Origin of the sequence: Stenotrophomonas sp. NLF4-10 (assembly GCF_022359915.1) — a bacterium.
GTDB lineage: Bacteria > Pseudomonadota > Gammaproteobacteria > Xanthomonadales > Xanthomonadaceae > Stenotrophomonas > Stenotrophomonas daejeonensis.
In genome coordinates this window covers 2,502,237-2,518,686 of sequence record NZ_JAKSEE010000003.1, presented here as the reverse complement: position 1 = coordinate 2,518,686, position 16,450 = coordinate 2,502,237, and the positions used below count along the sequence as shown (strand labels likewise).

Genomic DNA, 16,450 nt, shown 5'->3' with positions numbered 1-16,450 from the left:
GCGCACCACGGGCAGGTGGCCGAGCGGTTTAAGGCACCGGTCTTGAAAACCGGCGAAGGGTCAAACCTTCCGTGGGTTCGAATCCCACCCTGCCCGCCACTTCCACTGCGAGCGCCGCATCGCGCCACCGCCGGCAAGCATGACCACCGAGCCGCCCACCCGCGACGACGAGAAATGGATGCGCCACGCGCTGGCGCTGGCCGAGCGTGCGCAACGCGAATTCGACGAAATTCCGGTAGGTGCGGTGCTGGTCGGCGCCGATGGCGCGGTGTTGGGCGAAGGCTGGAACCTCAACATCGCCAACCATGACCCCAGCGCGCATGCCGAGATCGTGGCGATGCGCGCGGCCGGCGCGCGGCTGGGCAACCACCGGCTGGTCGGCTGCACCCTGTATGTGACGCTGGAACCCTGCGCGATGTGCGCGATGGCGCTGGTGCACGCGCGCATCGCACGGCTGGTCTATGCCGCCACCGACCCCAAGACCGGTGCCTGCGGCAGCGTGTTCGACCTGCTCGGCGACGCCCGCCACAACCACCGCGTGGACGTCACCGCCGGCGTGCTGGCGCAGGAAGCGAGCACGCGCCTGAGCAACTATTTCCGCGCCAAGCGGGGGCGGCCGTTGTTGCCGCTGGACAGGGACTGACGCCCTGCGTAATGGACGTTGAGCGCCAACGCGTCTACCGGATCGTCAACTCATTCCACATGTGGCATGCCATATCCGCCATCCATGCGCCTGCCTGGATTCCGGTGTAAAGTCCAGCCGGCGTTTCGAACCGCCATGCCGGAGAGCATGACTGCAGTGAATTCGGACCCGCCCTCGCATCGAAGCCGGCACCCTGCCGCGGTTTCAGGGGGAACATCATGGAGGACAAGGTTTGTTCGCACGGAAGCCCATCATTGCCATCGCCGCGGTACTGACGACGCTGCTTGCCGGCTTCGTATTGTCCGGATACCTCACTTTGCTGTTGCTGAGGCTGGACACGGACCTGCTCGGCTGGAACACGTATTACCAATACCTCGCCGTCATCGACCAACCGCAGGTCGCGCCGTTCGCTGGCCGCATCAAGTGGGCCGGCTACCTCGGCTTCGGCATGCCATTGCTGGCGCTGCTGGGTACGGGTTCATGGCTGCTCCTCAAGCCGGACAAGCGTTCGTTGCATGGCGATGCGCGCTTCGCCACTGCCGCCGATCTGTCCAGGCATGGGCTGTTCAAGAAGACCGGCAGCGGCATCGTGGTAGGCCGCCACAAGGGCAGGCTGGTGCGGTTGAACGGCCAGCAGTTCGCGATCCTGGCTGCGCCGACCCGTTCGGGCAAGGGCGTGGGCGTGGTGATTCCGAACCTGCTGGAATACGACGAGTCGCTGGTGGTGCTGGACATAAAACAGGAGAACTTCGACCTGACGAGTGGCTGGCGCGCCAGCCAGGGGCAGGAAATCTACCTGTTCAATCCTTTTGCGGAAGACCGGCGCACGCATCGCTGGAATCCATTGAGTTATGTCTCCGACGACCATGCGTTCCGCATTTCGGATCTCATGGGCATCGCCGTGATGTTGTACCCGGATGGTGCCGACGACCAGAAGTTCTGGGTCAGCCAGGCGCGCAATGCATTCATGGCCTTCACGCTGTACCTGTTCGAAAACCGCGATGACGAACGCAGGGATGGTTTCCCCGGTACACAGGGGGCGCCGACACTGGGTGCCGTCTACCGCTTGTCTTCCGGCGATGGAGGTGATCTGAAGAAATACCTCAAGAGCCTGTCCGAGCGCCCCTTTCTGAGTGGCAATGCGCGCACCGCATTCGCCAACCTGCTGTCGCAGGCGGAGGAGACCTTCGCCTCGATCATGGGTACCTTCAAGGAGCCGCTCAATCCGTGGATCAACCCCGTGCTGGACAAGGCCACCAGCGGCGACGACTTCCTGCTTACCGACGTGCGCAGGAAGAAGATGACCATCTACATCGGCATTCAGCCGAACAAGCTTGCCGAAAGCCGGCTGATCATCAACCTGTTCTTCAGCCAGTTGATCAACCTCAACACGCGCGAGTTGCCGAAGTCCAACCCCGAGCTGAAATACCAGTGCCTGCTGCTGATGGACGAATTCACCTCCATCGGCAAGGTGGACATCATCGCATCGGCGGTGTCCTACATGGCCGGCTACAACGTGCGCCTGCTGCCGATCATCCAGAGCATGGCCCAGCTCGATGCCACCTACGGCAAGGACATCTCGCGCACGATCATCACCAATCACGCGCTGCAGATTCTGTATGCGCCACGTGAGCAACAGGATGCCGCCGACTATTCCGAGATGCTCGGTTACACCACCGTGCGCAGGAAGAACGTGACCAGGGGAAGGGAAAAAACCCATAATTACAGCGATGAGCGGCGCGCGCTGATGCTGCCTCAAGAGTTGAAGGCAATGGGGACGGACAAGGAAGTGTTCCTTTACGAAGGCATTCCACATCCGGTGAAATGCGACAAGATCTGCTACTACAAGGATCGCTACTTCACTTCGCGGCTGTTGCGGAAGGTTGAGATTCCCACCCTTGATGTGTAGATGGGTGGTCAGGCGAAAAGGCCGGCCGTATGTATCACGGATACGCGACCAGGATCACTTTATGCGGAAATGGCATGTGGTTATTCTGTTTGGCACTGATGGATGAAGGACTTGTTCGTCGGGTTTCCGGATAGAGTTCACGGGATATTTCAGCCGCAGGAACAGGGAGGGTTTCGGTCTGGATGACACGCATGCGGGTGATGCGCCGGTTTTCCCCGGTAGCCCCATGCGTTGGCAGACGGGTTTCATGCAGCAGGGAAGCACGGATGGCGTTGCCGCAATGGCCGCCGGTTCATGTCCCCGCCTCGCATGTATCCGGACGGCCAGCAATCCGGATTGAAGCTGCTTCCCGGGTGCAATAAGGACATTCGCATGAAGCATGCTTTCTCGTTGGAAGTATTCGTCGTGGCCGCAGCATTGCTGGTGAGCGGTTGCGCCACGCATCCCGCACCTGATTTCGGTGGTCGTTGGCGGCCGGTCAATCGCTTTGCCAGTGCTCCCGCCGAAATTCCACTTTATTCCAGCTATGTGTACCAGGCGTCGCCAATGGACGGCACGCTGAAGACCATGCTCGAGCGCTGGTCAAGGGATTCCGGCCGGGCGCTGGATTACCGTCTCGCATCGGACTTCACCTTGTACGGTGCGGTCGCCCGGATCGACACCACCAACGCGCAACAGGCCGTTGTCGAACTCACGGCTGCCTATGCACCGCAGGGCATCTCCGTCTCCATCGACGGCAACACGATCATCGTGCAGAACGCCATCTCCGTGGCCGCTCCGGACGCTTCCGTCCCGCAGGGGGGAAGCTGACGCCGCCATGCATGCTGCGTGCGGCGCATGGAATCGACGCGCCGCGCCTTGATGTTCATCTCATCTGGAAGAGCTCATGTTGCGCAAGAAGGACCCCGGCAACACCCAACGGATGGAACAGGCTGTCGGCAAGGCCGTCAGCTACGAGTTGACCCTCGCCGACATGGCACGCCGCAGCGAGCGTCGTGCATGGAAGGTGGCGACCGCATCGTTGCTGATGTCATTGGCATTGGCCGGCGGCTACTACTACATGTTGCCGTTGAAGGAGAAAGTGCCTTTCCTGGTGATGGCCGATGCCTATACCGGCACCGCCACCGTCGCGCGCCTGACCGGAAATTTCCGCGACCAGTCGATCACCGCCAACGAGTCGATCAACCGCAGCAATGTCGCCCAGTACGTGCTGGCGCGTGAATCCTATGACTTCCAGGTCATGGGCCTGCGCGATTGGCGGCTGGTATTCCTGATGTCGGACAAGCCGGTAGGGCTGACCCAGGAGGCGCGCTACGCGAAGAACAATCCGCAGAACCCGATTGTCCTGTATGGCAAGGAAAAGGCGGTCAGGGTCAAGATCCTGAGCATCACCCCGCTGGGCGCGCAACCCGATGGCGGTTTCCGCGGCGCATCGGTGCGGATCCAGCGCAGCCTGCTGGACAAGCGGACCGGCGTGACCACCTATCTGGACAACCAGATTGTCACCATGCGCTTCGAGTATCGCGGCAACCTCGGTTTGACCGAGGACGAGCGCGTACTCAATCCGCTTGGTTTCTGGGTCACCGAATACCGCGTGGACAGTGATTACGCCCGGGGCGTGCCGGTGCCGGATGACAGCGCGTTGCAGGCCCAGGCCGAGCAGGCCGCGGCACAGGCCCGCACGGATGCGCGCGTATCCGATCCCGATGCGGCGACCGTAGTCGATCCGGCCACGGGAGAGTCTTTCATTCCTTCCGGGCAACCCGCGCCGGGCGTGCAGGTACCGCCGCAGCCTGTCCTGCCGGGGCAGGAGGCACCGCCGCCGAACCAGATTTCCACCGGAACTGCTGATGGAGCAAGCAACCGATGAGTAGCCGCATGAACCGGACGGGCGCATGGGCGCTGCTGTCGATGCTGTTGTTTTCCACAGCGGCCGCCGCGCAGGCGGTGGACCAATATGCCTACGAGAAAGACCGCATCTATCCGGTGCGTACCGGCCTGGGCCTGACGACCCAGATCGAGTTGAGCCCGAACGAGAAGATCCTCGACTACAGCACCGGCTTCAGCAGTGGCTGGGAACTGACCCGTCGCGAGAACGTGTTCTACCTCAAGCCGAAGAACGTCGACGTGGACACCAACATGATGGTGCGCACCGAAACGCATTCCTACATTTTCGAGTTGAAGGTGGTGGCCACCGACTGGCGCCAGCTGGAGCAGGCGCGTCGTGCGGGCGTGCAGTACAAGATCGCCTTCACCTATCCCAGTGATGCCGTTTTCGGTATCGCCCAGGAAGCGGTGGAAGAAGAAGCCCGGCCGCTGCTGAGCACCGAGTTGGCCAAGGACCGCCAGTACAACTTCGACTATTCCTACTCGACCCGGCGTGTCAGGAAAATGGGCTGGTTGGTGCCGGTGAATGCCTATGACGATGGCCGTTTCACCTATCTCAGGCTGCCTGCCTCACCCGAATACAAGACCGGCATTTTCCCGGCCGTTTTCGGCCGCGAGAGCGAGTACGGCGAGGATTTCGTGGTGAACACCACGGTCGAAGGCAACACCCTGATCGTGCACGGGACCTACCCCTATCTGGTCATCCGCCACGGCAAGAACGTCGTCGGCCTGCGAAGGAACGTCAAGAAATGAACCAGCAGAACATTCCGGGCAACGATCCGAACCAGCTCCCCGATGGCGCCGGCACAGGTGACCAGGCGCCACCGGTCAACCCGTATTACGGCAAGGTCGGGCATGAAACGACACCGGACCTCGATGCCGGTGCGCCGCACCTGCGCTCGGTCGATGAGCAGCGATTGAACCGCAAGGCGCTGCTCTTCCTGGGCGGCATCCTGGTGCTGGTGCTGGCGATGGGCTTTCTGCTGGTGCGCAAGGGCGGTGGCGATGTCGAGGTGCCAAAACCGCAAAAGACCGAGCGGGTGAGTACACCGGAATTGCCGAATATTGCGCCAGCCGCACTATCGTCGTCACGACAGACGACCGAAGCGATCCCGCTGCTGCCGCCCGCGCCCGTACAGGATACGGAGCTAGTACCGATGACCCAGCTCAGCGCACCGCAACGCCATGAACCATCACTGCTGGAGCGGCGCATTGCCGCCAGCGACGATGCCGCAGTGATCGGCCAGACGCAGGCGCGCCCGGCGGTCGACGAGGTCACCCGTGCCGCACTGCTGGCTCAATTCAATGGTGGCCAGAGCCAGCAGCCGCAACAGATACGCCGCGGCCCCGACGTGGAAAACGTATCCAGCGCCGGCTTCATCCGCAGCCCGGACGCGCTGCTGGTGCGTGGCACATACCTGCGTTGCGTGCTGGAGACCCGGATCGTCACCGACATTGCCGGCTATACCTCCTGCCTGGTCACGGAGCCGGTGTATTCGATCAATGGCCGCAATCTCCTGCTGCCCAAGGGATCGAAGATCTATGGCAGCTATGGCGGCGGCCCGATCGGCGAACGCGTGGAGGTGATATGGGATCGCATCACCACGCCGAATGGCATCGACGTGGCCATGTCCAGCCCGGGCGTGGACCAGCTCGGCGGGGCGGGACATCCCGGCCAGTACAGCGCGCATTGGGGGCAACGCATTGCGTCGGCGTTGATGATCAGCCTGCTTTCCGATGCCTTCAAGTATGCCGCGGCCGAGCATGGACCGGAGTCCACAACCATCACCAGCAGCGGCCTGGCCGTCCAGTCGCCTTATGAAAGCGCCACTGCGCGCACGATGGAGCGGCTGGCCAACGAGGCCCTGAGCCAGCGCCGGTCGCCGACGGTGACCATCAACCAGGGCACGATCGTGAATGTCTACGTCGCCAAGGACGTGGATTTCACCAGCGTGCTGAATCCGCGCCATTGATTGGCGAATGAGCATGGACGCCGAAGCATCTCCGCTCGCACTGGTTTCCAGCGACTTCCTGCGCTACCAGTACGAAGTGCTGGGCATTGCCGAGTACATGGAGTCGCAGGCGGTGACGGAGATCTGCATCAACCGCCCCGGCGAGCTGTATCTGGAAGCGGCCGATGGCTGGCAGCGGGTGGAGGTGCCGGGCCTGAGCTTCGAGCGCGCACGACAGTTCTGCACGGCGGTGGTCAACGAGAGCAATACCGGCCAGCGCATCACCGATGCCGATCCGGTGGTGTCGTTGACATTCCCGACCGGCCAGCGTGCCCAGTTCGTGATCCCTCCGGCCTGCGACGCCGGCAAGGTGTCGATCACCATACGCCTGCCATCCAGGCACACCAGGACCCTGGCGCAGTACCAGCAGGACGGCTTCTTCGACCAGATACTCGAGCAGGACGGTGGCATCGGCGAGCAGGACCGGGAACTGCTGGAGCTGCGCCATGCACGCGACTATGCCGGCTTCTTTCGGCATGCGGTGATGTATCGCAAGAACATCGTGGTCTCCGGCGCCACCGGCAGCGGCAAGACCACCTTCATGAAGTCGCTGGTCAACCACATTCCCGACGACGAGCGGCTGGTCACCATCGAGGATGCGCGCGAGTTGTTCATCACGCAGCCCAACGTGGTGCACCTGCTGTATTCCAAGGGCGGGCAGAGCACCAGCAACGTCACCGCCAAGAGCTGCATGGAAGCCTGCCTGCGAATGAAGCCGGACCGGATCATCCTCGCGGAATTGCGTGGCGACGAAGCGTTCTACTTCATTCGCAATTGCGCCTCGGGTCATCCCGGTTCCATCACCAGTTGCCATGCGGGCAGCCCCGAGCAGACCTGGGACCAGTTGGCGCTGATGGTCAAGGCTTCGGCCGAAGGGGCAGGCCTGGAATTCCCCGTCATCAAGCGGCTGCTGATGATGACCATCGACATCGTGGTGCACATCAAGGCGCACGCCGGCTCGCGCTACATCACCGGCATCGATTTCAACCCGGGGCGTACCCAGGGGCAGGAGCATTGAATGATGGCGTCACGGACAGCCGGTGCGTTGCGGCGGCAACCGGGGAGGGCAGGCTGATGCTACCCGGACTTGAAGCGCTTGCATGCCCGGAAATGGCGGTGCCGATGGAGGTGATGCAACACGTCATCGACGTCGAATCCTCGCGCAATCCTTTCGCCATCGGCGTGGTCGGTGGGGCGCTCGTGCGCCAGCCACGGCGTCTGGACGAAGCACTGGCCACCGTGCGGATGCTCGAGGAGAAGGGCTACAACTTTTCCGTCGGCCTGGCCCAGGTCAATCGTTACAACCTGGCCAAGTACGGTTTGGATTCCTACGAAAAGGCATTCCAGCAATGTCCGAACCTGCAGGCGGGCTCGCGCATCCTGGCCGACTGCTACAAGCGCTCGGGTGGGGATTGGGGAAAGGCGTTCAGCTGCTACTACTCGGGTGATTTCACCACCGGGTTCCGGCACGGCTACGTGCAGAAAATGTACGACTCGATCAGGCGCAGCCAGCCGCTTGCCGTCACGGGGGACGCCGCACCGATTGCAGTGGCCGATCGTGGCGAACGCAGGCAGATCGAGGTCGAACATCACCCGCAGCTGTCCCCGGCTGCACAGGCACGCATCGTCGTGCAGAGCGGTGCCCCGGCATACCTTCCTGACGATCCGGCGCGGGCTTATGTGGTTTACCCCTCTACTGGTGCAATGGTGCGCGATGGTTTGCTTCGTATGGGCGACCACGCGCTGTCGCGCGTGGTGTCGGGGCGGCTGGAACGGGCCGTGCAACCGGTCGCGGCACCGGCTCCCATGTATTCCGTGGAGCAGGCCGGGCCTGGAAATGGCGCAGCACTGCCAGTGCCTGGCGGTCGGGCTGATGATGGCCCGGTGATGCTGCGGCCGTGGAGCGAACGCAACACGCCGATGCCCACGCCGGCCCAGTCGGGCACGGGTACGGTGCAACAGGTTCAACAGGTTCAACAGGTTCCCGCTGGGGATGCGGCCTTCGTTTTCTGACGAAGTCGTGGTGCGGCCAGCTTTCCGGCTGGTCATGTGAGTCCATTGGTTCATCTGCTCAATCAACAAGGAAATCCATTCATGAAGCAATCCAATCTCGATCTCGTCCAGGCCCGGCGCACGCTGAAGAGCATGCTGCTGGCCATTGCCTTTGCCGGCGTCGTGTTTGCCCCGCAGGTACTGGCCCAGGACTTCGGCGGTACCGACACCAAGGTCTGCGGTTTCTTCGACAACATCAGTGGGCTGCTCAACATGGTCTCGATCGCGGTGGTGACCATCGCGGTGATCTTTGCCGGCTACCAGATCGCCTTCGCCCACAAGCGCATCGGTGACGTGGCCCCGATCCTGATCGGCGGCGTGTTGATCGGTGCGGCCGGGCAGATCGCGCGCATGCTGCTTGGCAACGAGGCGGGCTCGTGCAGTGGCTCCGCGGGCGCGGCCGTGTACCAGGCATTGCAGTACTACGGTGCATAAGGACGTCGTGTTCCGGGGCTGTACCCGCCCGGCCATGTTCCTGGGCGTGCCATACGTGCCGTTCTTTTTCGTGGCGGGCGGGTTGCTGCTCCTGAGCATGTACACCAATTTCTGGCTGCTGCTGACCATCCCGGTGGCCATTTTCATCATGCGGATGATGGCCAAGCGCGACGAGATGGTGTTCCGGCTGCTGGGCTTGCGCCTGCAGTTCAAACTGCGTGTCCGGAATGTGCACGAGCATGACGGCATGTGGGTGTTCAGCCCCAACCACTATCGCGACAGGCCACCGCCGGACGCATGACCGGCATCACCGGGCAGACGGTCCTTGCCGCTTGCCCGGTGCCACGCAGCATCCCCGCAGGATTCCAATCGGTAGTCCCATGTTCAGTCCAGACACCTCCATCAGCGAATTCATTCCCCTGTCGTCGCATGTCTCCACCAACGTGGTGAAGACCACGGGCGGCGACTACCTGATGACCTGGCATCTGGAGGGGCTGCCATTCGTGGGCCGCGAGGAATGGGAGCTGGAACACAAGCACAACACCTTCAACCGCCTGCTGCAGACGCTGCGTGCACCGGATTTCGTCAACGTCGCGTTCTGGGTGCACGACATCCGTCGCCGCCGCCGGTTGAAGGGGCGCAGCGAGTTCGCGCAGGGCTTCAACCAGGATGTGTCCGACCAGTACTTCGGCATGCTCTCCTCGCAGAGGATCATGCAGAACGAGCTGTACCTGACCATGATCTACCGCCCCGTGGTAGCCGGGAAACGCTTCGTCGAACGTTCCACCGATATCGACAAGCTGCGCGCGGAGCAGGAACAGGCCGTGGAAAAGCTGCTGGAACTGGCCGGCAATGTCGAGGCGGTGATCCGCGACTACGCGCCTTACCGGCTGGGCATGTATGAAGCGGGCAACGGCGTGGTGTTCTCCGAGACGCTGGAATTCTTCGGCTGGCTGATCAACCGCATCGACGAGCCGGTGCCGGTGTTGCCGGCACCAGTCAAGGACTACCTGCCGGTCAGCCGCCACATGTTCTCGGCCAAGACCGGCGACTTCGTCATCAATACCCCGAACGGCGCCAATCACTTCGGTGCGATCCTCAACATCAAGGAATATGCCGAAGGCACCTGGCCGGGCATTCTCAATGGCCTGAAGTACCTCGATTTCGAGTATGTCATGACCCATTCGTTCAGCCCGATGGGCCGCCAGGACGCGCTCAAGGTCCTCGACCGCACCAAGGGCATGATGATTTCCTCGGGCGACAAGGCGGTCAGCCAGATCATCGAGCTCGACCAGGCGATGGACCAGTTGTCGTCGGGCAACTTCGTGCTGGGCGAATACCACTTCATCATCGGCGTGTATGCCGACAACCAGGCCAGGCTTGCCCAGAACGTGGCCGCCACCCGCGCCGAACTGTCCAATGCCGGCTTTGTCTCGGCCAAGGAGGACCTTGCCATCACCTCCTCGTTCTACTCGCAGCTGCCGGGCAACTGGCGCTACCGCACCCGCCTGGCCAACGTCAGTTCGCTGAACTTCCTCGGCTTGTCGCCACTGCACAACTTTGCCACCGGCAAGCTGCAGAACAACCCGTGGGGCGATTGCGTGACCACATTGCAGACCACCAACGGCCAGCCGTACTACTTCAACTTCCATGCCACCCATCCCTCGGAGAATTCCCTAGGCGAGAAAGCCATCGCCAACACGATGGTCATCGGCAAGTCCGGCACCGGCAAGACCGCGCTGATCAACTTCCTGCTCAGCCAGGTGCAGAAGTACGACCCGGCGCCCACCATCTTCTTCTTCGACAAGGACCGTGGCGCGGAAATCTTCGTGCGCGCCTGTGGCGGCAACTACCTGGCGTTGGAAAACGGCCAGCCGACCGGCTTTAACCCGTTCCAGTGCGAGCGCACCGAAGCCAACGTGCAGTTCCTGGCGGACTTGGTGAAGGTGCTGGCGGGCAAGCGCGAGTACAGCGCACGCGAGGAAGAGGACATCTTCCGTGCCGTCGAGAACATCCTCGATACGCCGCCACGCCTGCGCAGCATGACCAACTTCCAGAAGAGCCTGCCCAACATGGGCGACGATGGCCTGTACGCACGCATGCGGCGCTGGACCGCCGGCAACTCGCTGGGCTGGGTGTTCGACAACCCGGTCGACACCATCGACCTGGAAAGGGCCAACATCATCGGCTTCGACTACACCGACATCATCGACAACCCGGAAGTGCGCGTGCCGGTCATCAATTACCTGCTGCACCGGCTGGAGTCGCTGATCGACGGTCGCCGCCTGATCTACGTGATGGACGAATTCTGGAAGATCCTCGATGGCGAGGGTGGGCTGAAGGAATTCGCCAAGAACAAGCAGAAGACCATCCGCAAGCAGAATGGCCTGGGCATCTTCGCCACGCAAAGTCCGGAAGACGCGCTCAAGAGCGACATTTCGGCTGCCTTGATCGAGCAGACCGCCACCTTGATCCTGCTGCCCAATCCCAATGCCAACAAGGCCGATTACATCGATGGCCTCAAGTTGACCGAGGCCGAGTTCAAGGTGGTGACCGCGCTGGACGAACGCTCGCGCTGCTTCCTGGTCAAGCAGGGGCATGCCTCCAGCGTCTGCCAGCTCAACCTGCGCGGCATGGACGACATCCTGTCGGTGATTTCGGCCTCCACCGACAACATCGAGGTCATGCACCGCGTGCTGCACGAGGTTGCGATGCGCGAGAAGGTACCCGAGGCCGATCTCACGCCTGAACAGTGGTTGGCCGACTTCTACCGGAAACGCAAGGGTTCGGGAAAGCCAGCCAGCAGGGAACAGGCCGCCTGAGTGCGGGATCATTTGCCAGGAGATGGATATGGAAAACAACACCGCTGCCAATCCGCGCCGCCACGCCATGCCGCTGGCCGCCGCGCTGACATTGGGTATCTCGATGGTGATCGCGGCGCCGCCGGCCAGGGCGGCCGGGCCGGTGGTCGAGGTCGGCCCCAACCTGTTGCAGAGCATCCTCAACCAGATCAATACGTTGACCTCGCAGATCGAGGCCGCGGGCGAGTATGCGCAGAATGCCACGCGCTGGATAGCCACTTTGAACGAATGGCGTGACCGCCTGGCCCAGTACCAGCAGATCGTCGCCTCGCCGTTGATGCCCACCAGCGTCAACCTCACGGTGATTCCCGAGGACTGGAACGTGGCCGAGCGCTGTGGCGTGAGTGGGCTCAGCCTGGGCGGGATCATGAGTGCGCTGAACCTGAATCTGGCCGGCGACATCGGCGAGCAGCAGAAGAACATCTGCATGGCCATCCAGTTGCTGGAAAACCGCAAGTACAACGAGACGGTCACTGTGGTGCGCGACACCATGCCGCAGGTGCAGGGCATCCTGGACAAGATCAAGCAAATCCGCCTGGCGTCCCGGAAGGCCGGCACCATGCCCGAATCGTCGAACAACACGCTGCAATCCTTTGCCGCGATGGACAAGAGTTTCAAGGCATGGGAAAGCCAGATCCGGACCTACGACCTGCAGATCGGCACGCTCAGGAACATGCAGCAGATCCTGGCCGGGCGCGCCCTCAAGGGCGAGCGGAACCCGATAGGGACCCTGGTCAAGACCGCCACGCTGAAGGCTGCACTGGAACTGTGATTCTCTCCGCAACGACCCGGCAGGCCCGGGCAACCGGCAGGTGAAGTGATGAGTCTAGGGATGATGGACGGCACGTGGACACAAGGAGCGCTGCAGTGGCTGCACAGCCCGCTGGCGACGTCCTCGGTGGGGGATTTCTTCTTCTTCCGGTTGATCCTGGATTACCTGCACGAGCAGATCAGCGCCTTCGGCGTGGAACTGCTCGCGCGGGTCATGCGCTGGGTGGGGGCCATGGCCCTGACCCTGATGACGTTGTGGGTGCTGATCCAGGGCTTCCGCATTGTCACCGGCCGCAGCCGCGACTCGATGATGGTGCTGGTCACCAACATGGCGCGCGCGGCGCTGATCGTCGGCGTGGCCACGAGCATGGCGATGTTCGGTCGTGACCTGCACGGCTTCCTGATCAACGACGTCAAGAACGAGATATCCCATGTCGTGACCGGCAAGAAGGACCGGCCGGAAGACTTGATCGACAAGAACCTCGGCTACATGCAGGTGGCGCTGTCGGCGGTGGACATGCTGGACGTGGCGGGCGACGAGACACTGGACTCGGCCAAGACCCGGGCGATGTGGTTCATCGGCCTTGGCACCGGTGGGCCTGCGGTGACGGCCGGCTCGATGCTGTTGCTGTACGAGGTGGCTTTGGCCTTGTTCATCGGGTTGGGGCCGTTGTTCATCCTGTGCCTGCTGTTCGAGCAGACCAAGTCGCTGTTCCAGCGTTGGTTGCTTTACGGCATCGGCACGATGTTCTCGATGGCGGTACTGGCGGCGATGGTCTCGATCGCGATGGAAATGGTGGCGCGGGTGGCCGGTGCCTTCTGGGGCAGCGCCCTGTTGGGCAAGCTGTTGGGCTCGAACTTCACCGACGGCATGTCGAGCATGGCCCTGCAGCAGGGCGGCATAGGTCTGATTCTCACCACGCTGATCCTGACCGCCCCACCGATGGCGGCGATGTTCTTCCAAGGGACGTTGGGCGGATTTACGCCGTTCTCGCAGATTGGTGGATCGCCAGGCATGGCAAGGCCTGGGCCGCAGGGGCAGCCGGTGGGGAGTTATGCGCCGCCGGCGCCAAATGCTAATAATGATTATCCCGAAAATAATTCTCGAGGATCAATGCCAAGATTAAGTGGCTTGGATTCCGAAAATTCATCGCCTACTGGTATTCGTGGTAATGCCAGTGCCAGTCCAAAATTTTGAAGGTGATTGGGATGGGTAAGGTGGTTGCAATTTTCGGGATTGTTGCTTCTTTTATTATTCCATTCGAAGCCCGATTGGAAGGGATATGTCCGCCGGGACAGTATCCGATTGGTGATAGTCGTGCTCCTGGTTGCGCCCCCATTCCTGGGTATGGAAACCAAGGGGGGCAGGTTGCTCCGGTTCCAAGTGGCAGATGGTTGACGACGTGGGGGGCGATTGCGGAGTCCCCATCCACCGATCTAATCGGTGTTTCAGTGGGTGAGGGCTCTAAGGAGCAAGCAGAGGAGGTCGCATTGGGGGAGTGTGCCGCAGAAGGTGATCGTAATTGTTCTATATCAATTACGTATCACAACCAATGTGTTGCATTTGCGATTCCGTCATCTGGGAAAGGAGTGGGACACATGGCCGGGGCACCTGCCGAGTCGGAGGCGGTAGATATCTCAATTGCTGGCTGTAGTGACACGGGCGGCGGGCAATGCGTTCGTTTCTATTCGGCTTGCTCTGAGCCTGTCTTTATAAATTATTAAATGGTGTGAAGAGCTCTGTTTTGCACTTTTTACTTTCCCCAATCGGAGGTCGATATTGCACATGAAATTCACCCAATGCCTTGCTTTGCTCCTTCTGACCGCCTGTAACCCGGAGATAGCCATGAATCAGGAACATGCCGCCGCTGAAGCCGATGTTGCCAATGGAGGGCGTGGGCTGGCAAAGCTCAATCCAGCTCCGCGCAAGGCGTATGAATTGACCTTGCAACTGAAGGATGCACCTGGTCCGTTCGCCGTGGTCAGTGGTGTGGCGCAATATGATGTGGTCAATGAAGATCAGTGCGGTCATATCGAGCCTGCTACCGGCACTGCCAGCCGTATCACGAGTCAGGAGGACGTGGTCCTGCACAAGGTATCGGATACCGAATATCGGGGCATGGTCTATCTGGATCTTATGCAGGATGAGGACTACTACGGCCGGGGGATGTGTCGCTGGGAGTTCACGGGTGCCGGGGTGATGCTCAAAGCTACCGGCGCCGAGGGAGAAACTCGGTTCCTGTCGTTCATCGAGGCTGACAGGTTCATGAAGGGAGATGTTCTGACGCGGTATTACGTTCCTCGTCATTACCCGCGCTCTGAAAAGCTGCCTGATTTTGGTGCGAGCGGTACGGAAGATCCGTCCAAGTATCGTCCCGAGCTGCAGGGGGATTTGTTCACGGCCTCACTCTCTGGTAGCGAGGTGCAGCCATGACCGTCAGCAGCAAGGACTATGCAGCACTTTCCGATGATGCTTACAAGGATCGCATCGTCGGCCGTCGGAAACCGGGGGGAGAGGAGCTCGTTGTTCTTGATGGTCACCAATACAAGGTGCTTGAGCACGTCAACAATCACGCCAACGGCTACCAAGGAACGATTTACCAGCGCATTGACACGGATGAAATCATAGTTGCCCATCGTGGTACCGAGCAGATCATCCGTGATGCGGTGCTGACGGATGGTGGCATGGTGCTGGCACGAGTTAATGCACAAGCATCCGATGCGATTGAAATTACTCGGAGGGCCACGATTTACGCTGAAAATTCCGACTTTGGTCATGTGCCGCAGGTCACCGTTACTGGCCATTCGTTGGGTGGCACCCTGGCCCAGATCAGCGCCCATCACTTCAATCTCAAGGGCGAAACCTTCAACGCCTATGGTGCCGCCAGCCTCGGGTATCGGATTCCCGAAGGAGGTTCCACCATGCTCAATCACGTGATGGCGGCCGATTCGGTCAGCGCGGCCTCTTCGCATTTTGGTCAGGTGCGGGTGTATGCCACGCAGGAGGAGATCAGGACTCTCGGCAACTGCGGTTTCAGCAACAGTGCCTTCCGTGCGTTGATCCCGGACAGCACGCTCGTTGCTGCGGCCCACTCGATCGGCTCGCACAAGCTGGGAAATTTTCTCGGCAACGAATCCGTGCTTGGTAAGCCGGAAGCGCAGGCACTTGCCCGTGACAACGAGAAAATGATCGAGGAATACCGCGGCAAGCTGGAAGCGCTGCGCGGGAGTGTCACCACGCTCTCCCGCGGCGGGCCGGGGGCGGTCATGGACCTGTACGACCGCATCCGTGGTCCGTTGGATCCGGGTGAACCGGCGCGCAGGGAAGTGGAGAAGCCGCACGAGCGCAGCGGCATCCTGCGCATGGATGATTCGATTCATCCCGGCCATTCGCTGTTCATTGATGCGCAGCGCGGTGTCCATGCGCAAGACGCCCGCGTGGGTCGTACACCTGACCACACGAGCAACCAGCTTGCCGGTGCTTTGGCGGCGGAGATGCTTGTCGCCGGCGGCAGGCGCATCGACGCGGTGGTGATGAACAACGATGCCAGCCGAACTTTCGCGGTACAGGGAGACGTGCATGATCCGGCGCACCTGCGCGTGTCGGTGGAGACGCTGCAGGCCATGAACACGTCACTCGAACAAAGTACCCGGCACATGGAACATCGGTCCGCCGGACAGCGACTCGTACAGGAACACGAGCAGCAGATCGGGCAGGTCCAGGCCGCTACCCACGGCATGCATGCCTGAGGATGGCATGCTCTCCCGACTCCCTTGGCGATGCGCTGTATCGACTCGTGGGGTTCGGCAGAGGACAGCCACGATATCCGTGATGTGGCTTGGTACCCGGGGCGTATCATGTGGATCCGATATTCCGCAC

The 16,450-nt window shown here is 61.4% G+C and carries 15 protein-coding genes and 1 tRNA gene; all 16 read left to right on the top strand.

The window, feature by feature from the left end; all coding sequences use genetic code 11:
- The first annotated feature begins 9 nt into the window (after positions 1 to 9).
- The 16 genes from MIC98_RS11835 (at position 10) to MIC98_RS11760 (ending at position 16,320) form a co-directional block, all read left to right on the top strand.
- A tRNA-Ser gene (locus MIC98_RS11835) sits at positions 10 to 99 on the top strand.
- 40 nt (positions 100 to 139) lie between these two features.
- Positions 140 to 643 carry a tRNA adenosine(34) deaminase TadA gene (tadA, locus tag MIC98_RS11830; RefSeq protein ID WP_239737312.1) on the top strand — a complete coding sequence of 168 codons (504 nt, stop codon included), beginning with the start codon at positions 140 to 142 and terminating at the stop codon, positions 641 to 643.
- Between the two features lie 250 nt (positions 644 to 893).
- Entirely contained in the window at positions 894 to 2,552 is a 1,659-nt protein-coding gene (locus tag MIC98_RS11825; protein WP_239738163.1) for a type IV secretory system conjugative DNA transfer family protein, read from the top strand.
- Between the two features lie 372 nt (positions 2,553 to 2,924).
- Positions 2,925 to 3,362 (top strand): hypothetical protein, encoded by a 438-nt coding sequence (locus MIC98_RS11820; protein WP_057640496.1) that lies wholly within the window; start codon positions 2,925 to 2,927, stop codon positions 3,360 to 3,362.
- Positions 3,363 to 3,438: 76 nt separating this feature from the next.
- On the top strand, positions 3,439 to 4,422 hold the full coding sequence (locus tag MIC98_RS11815) for a VirB8/TrbF family protein (protein WP_239737311.1): 984 nt from the start codon (positions 3,439 to 3,441) through the stop codon (positions 4,420 to 4,422).
- Positions 4,419 to 5,192, top strand: a complete 774-nt coding sequence (locus MIC98_RS11810) for a TrbG/VirB9 family P-type conjugative transfer protein (protein ID WP_057640498.1) — start codon at positions 4,419 to 4,421, stop codon at positions 5,190 to 5,192. Before MIC98_RS11815 ends, MIC98_RS11810 begins: the two co-directional genes overlap by 4 nt.
- Positions 5,189 to 6,412: a TrbI/VirB10 family protein gene (locus tag MIC98_RS11805; protein WP_239737310.1), complete on the top strand. Its 1,224-nt coding sequence runs from the start codon at positions 5,189 to 5,191 to the stop codon at positions 6,410 to 6,412. Before MIC98_RS11810 ends, MIC98_RS11805 begins: the two co-directional genes overlap by 4 nt.
- A 13-nt stretch (positions 6,413 to 6,425) precedes the next feature.
- Positions 6,426 to 7,469 (top strand): P-type DNA transfer ATPase VirB11, encoded by a 1,044-nt coding sequence (gene virB11, locus MIC98_RS11800; RefSeq protein WP_057640569.1) that lies wholly within the window; start codon positions 6,426 to 6,428, stop codon positions 7,467 to 7,469.
- Between the two features lie 56 nt (positions 7,470 to 7,525).
- Positions 7,526 to 8,464 carry a lytic transglycosylase domain-containing protein gene (locus MIC98_RS11795; RefSeq protein WP_239738161.1) on the top strand — a complete coding sequence of 313 codons (939 nt, stop codon included), beginning with the start codon at positions 7,526 to 7,528 and terminating at the stop codon, positions 8,462 to 8,464.
- Positions 8,465 to 8,545: 81 nt separating this feature from the next.
- The gene (locus tag MIC98_RS11790; protein WP_057640500.1) at positions 8,546 to 8,938 is read left to right on the top strand and encodes a TrbC/VirB2 family protein; all 393 of its coding nucleotides are present in this window, start codon (positions 8,546 to 8,548) and stop codon (positions 8,936 to 8,938) included.
- Positions 8,931 to 9,239 carry a VirB3 family type IV secretion system protein gene (locus MIC98_RS11785; RefSeq protein WP_083490098.1) on the top strand — a complete coding sequence of 103 codons (309 nt, stop codon included), beginning with the start codon at positions 8,931 to 8,933 and terminating at the stop codon, positions 9,237 to 9,239. The genes MIC98_RS11790 and MIC98_RS11785 overlap by 8 nt, the downstream gene beginning before the upstream one ends.
- 79 nt (positions 9,240 to 9,318) lie before the next feature.
- Positions 9,319 to 11,760, top strand: coding sequence for a VirB4 family type IV secretion/conjugal transfer ATPase (locus MIC98_RS11780; protein ID WP_239737309.1), 2,442 nt, complete (start codon positions 9,319 to 9,321; stop codon positions 11,758 to 11,760).
- Positions 11,761 to 11,788: 28 nt separating this feature from the next.
- On the top strand, positions 11,789 to 12,571 hold the full coding sequence (locus MIC98_RS11775; protein ID WP_057640503.1) for a hypothetical protein: 783 nt from the start codon (positions 11,789 to 11,791) through the stop codon (positions 12,569 to 12,571).
- Positions 12,572 to 12,634: 63 nt separating this feature from the next.
- Entirely contained in the window at positions 12,635 to 13,768 is a 1,134-nt protein-coding gene (locus MIC98_RS11770) for a type IV secretion system protein (protein WP_239738159.1), read from the top strand.
- Positions 13,769 to 14,356: 588 nt separating this feature from the next.
- On the top strand, positions 14,357 to 15,004 hold the full coding sequence (locus MIC98_RS11765) for a hypothetical protein (RefSeq protein WP_239737308.1): 648 nt from the start codon (positions 14,357 to 14,359) through the stop codon (positions 15,002 to 15,004).
- Positions 15,001 to 16,320, top strand: a complete 1,320-nt coding sequence (locus tag MIC98_RS11760; RefSeq protein WP_239737307.1) for an XVIPCD domain-containing protein — start codon at positions 15,001 to 15,003, stop codon at positions 16,318 to 16,320. The genes MIC98_RS11765 and MIC98_RS11760 overlap by 4 nt, the downstream gene beginning before the upstream one ends.
- Positions 16,321 to 16,450: the final 130 nt, after the last annotated feature.

Coding starts and splice junctions, on each gene's coding strand:
- tadA (WP_239737312.1), top strand. CDS start 140: ATGACCACCGAGCCGCCCACCCGCGACGACGAGAAATGGATGCGCCAC.
- MIC98_RS11820 (WP_057640496.1), top strand. CDS start 2,925: ATGAAGCATGCTTTCTCGTTGGAAGTATTCGTCGTGGCCGCAGCATTG.
- MIC98_RS11815 (WP_239737311.1), top strand. CDS start 3,439: ATGTTGCGCAAGAAGGACCCCGGCAACACCCAACGGATGGAACAGGCT.
- MIC98_RS11810 (WP_057640498.1), top strand. CDS start 4,419: ATGAGTAGCCGCATGAACCGGACGGGCGCATGGGCGCTGCTGTCGATG.
- MIC98_RS11805 (WP_239737310.1), top strand. CDS start 5,189: ATGAACCAGCAGAACATTCCGGGCAACGATCCGAACCAGCTCCCCGAT.
- virB11 (WP_057640569.1), top strand. CDS start 6,426: ATGGACGCCGAAGCATCTCCGCTCGCACTGGTTTCCAGCGACTTCCTG.
- MIC98_RS11795 (WP_239738161.1), top strand. CDS start 7,526: ATGCTACCCGGACTTGAAGCGCTTGCATGCCCGGAAATGGCGGTGCCG.
- MIC98_RS11790 (WP_057640500.1), top strand. CDS start 8,546: ATGAAGCAATCCAATCTCGATCTCGTCCAGGCCCGGCGCACGCTGAAG.
- MIC98_RS11780 (WP_239737309.1), top strand. CDS start 9,319: ATGTTCAGTCCAGACACCTCCATCAGCGAATTCATTCCCCTGTCGTCG.
- MIC98_RS11775 (WP_057640503.1), top strand. CDS start 11,789: ATGGAAAACAACACCGCTGCCAATCCGCGCCGCCACGCCATGCCGCTG.
- MIC98_RS11770 (WP_239738159.1), top strand. CDS start 12,635: ATGGACGGCACGTGGACACAAGGAGCGCTGCAGTGGCTGCACAGCCCG.
- MIC98_RS11765 (WP_239737308.1), top strand. CDS start 14,357: ATGAAATTCACCCAATGCCTTGCTTTGCTCCTTCTGACCGCCTGTAAC.
- MIC98_RS11760 (WP_239737307.1), top strand. CDS start 15,001: ATGACCGTCAGCAGCAAGGACTATGCAGCACTTTCCGATGATGCTTAC.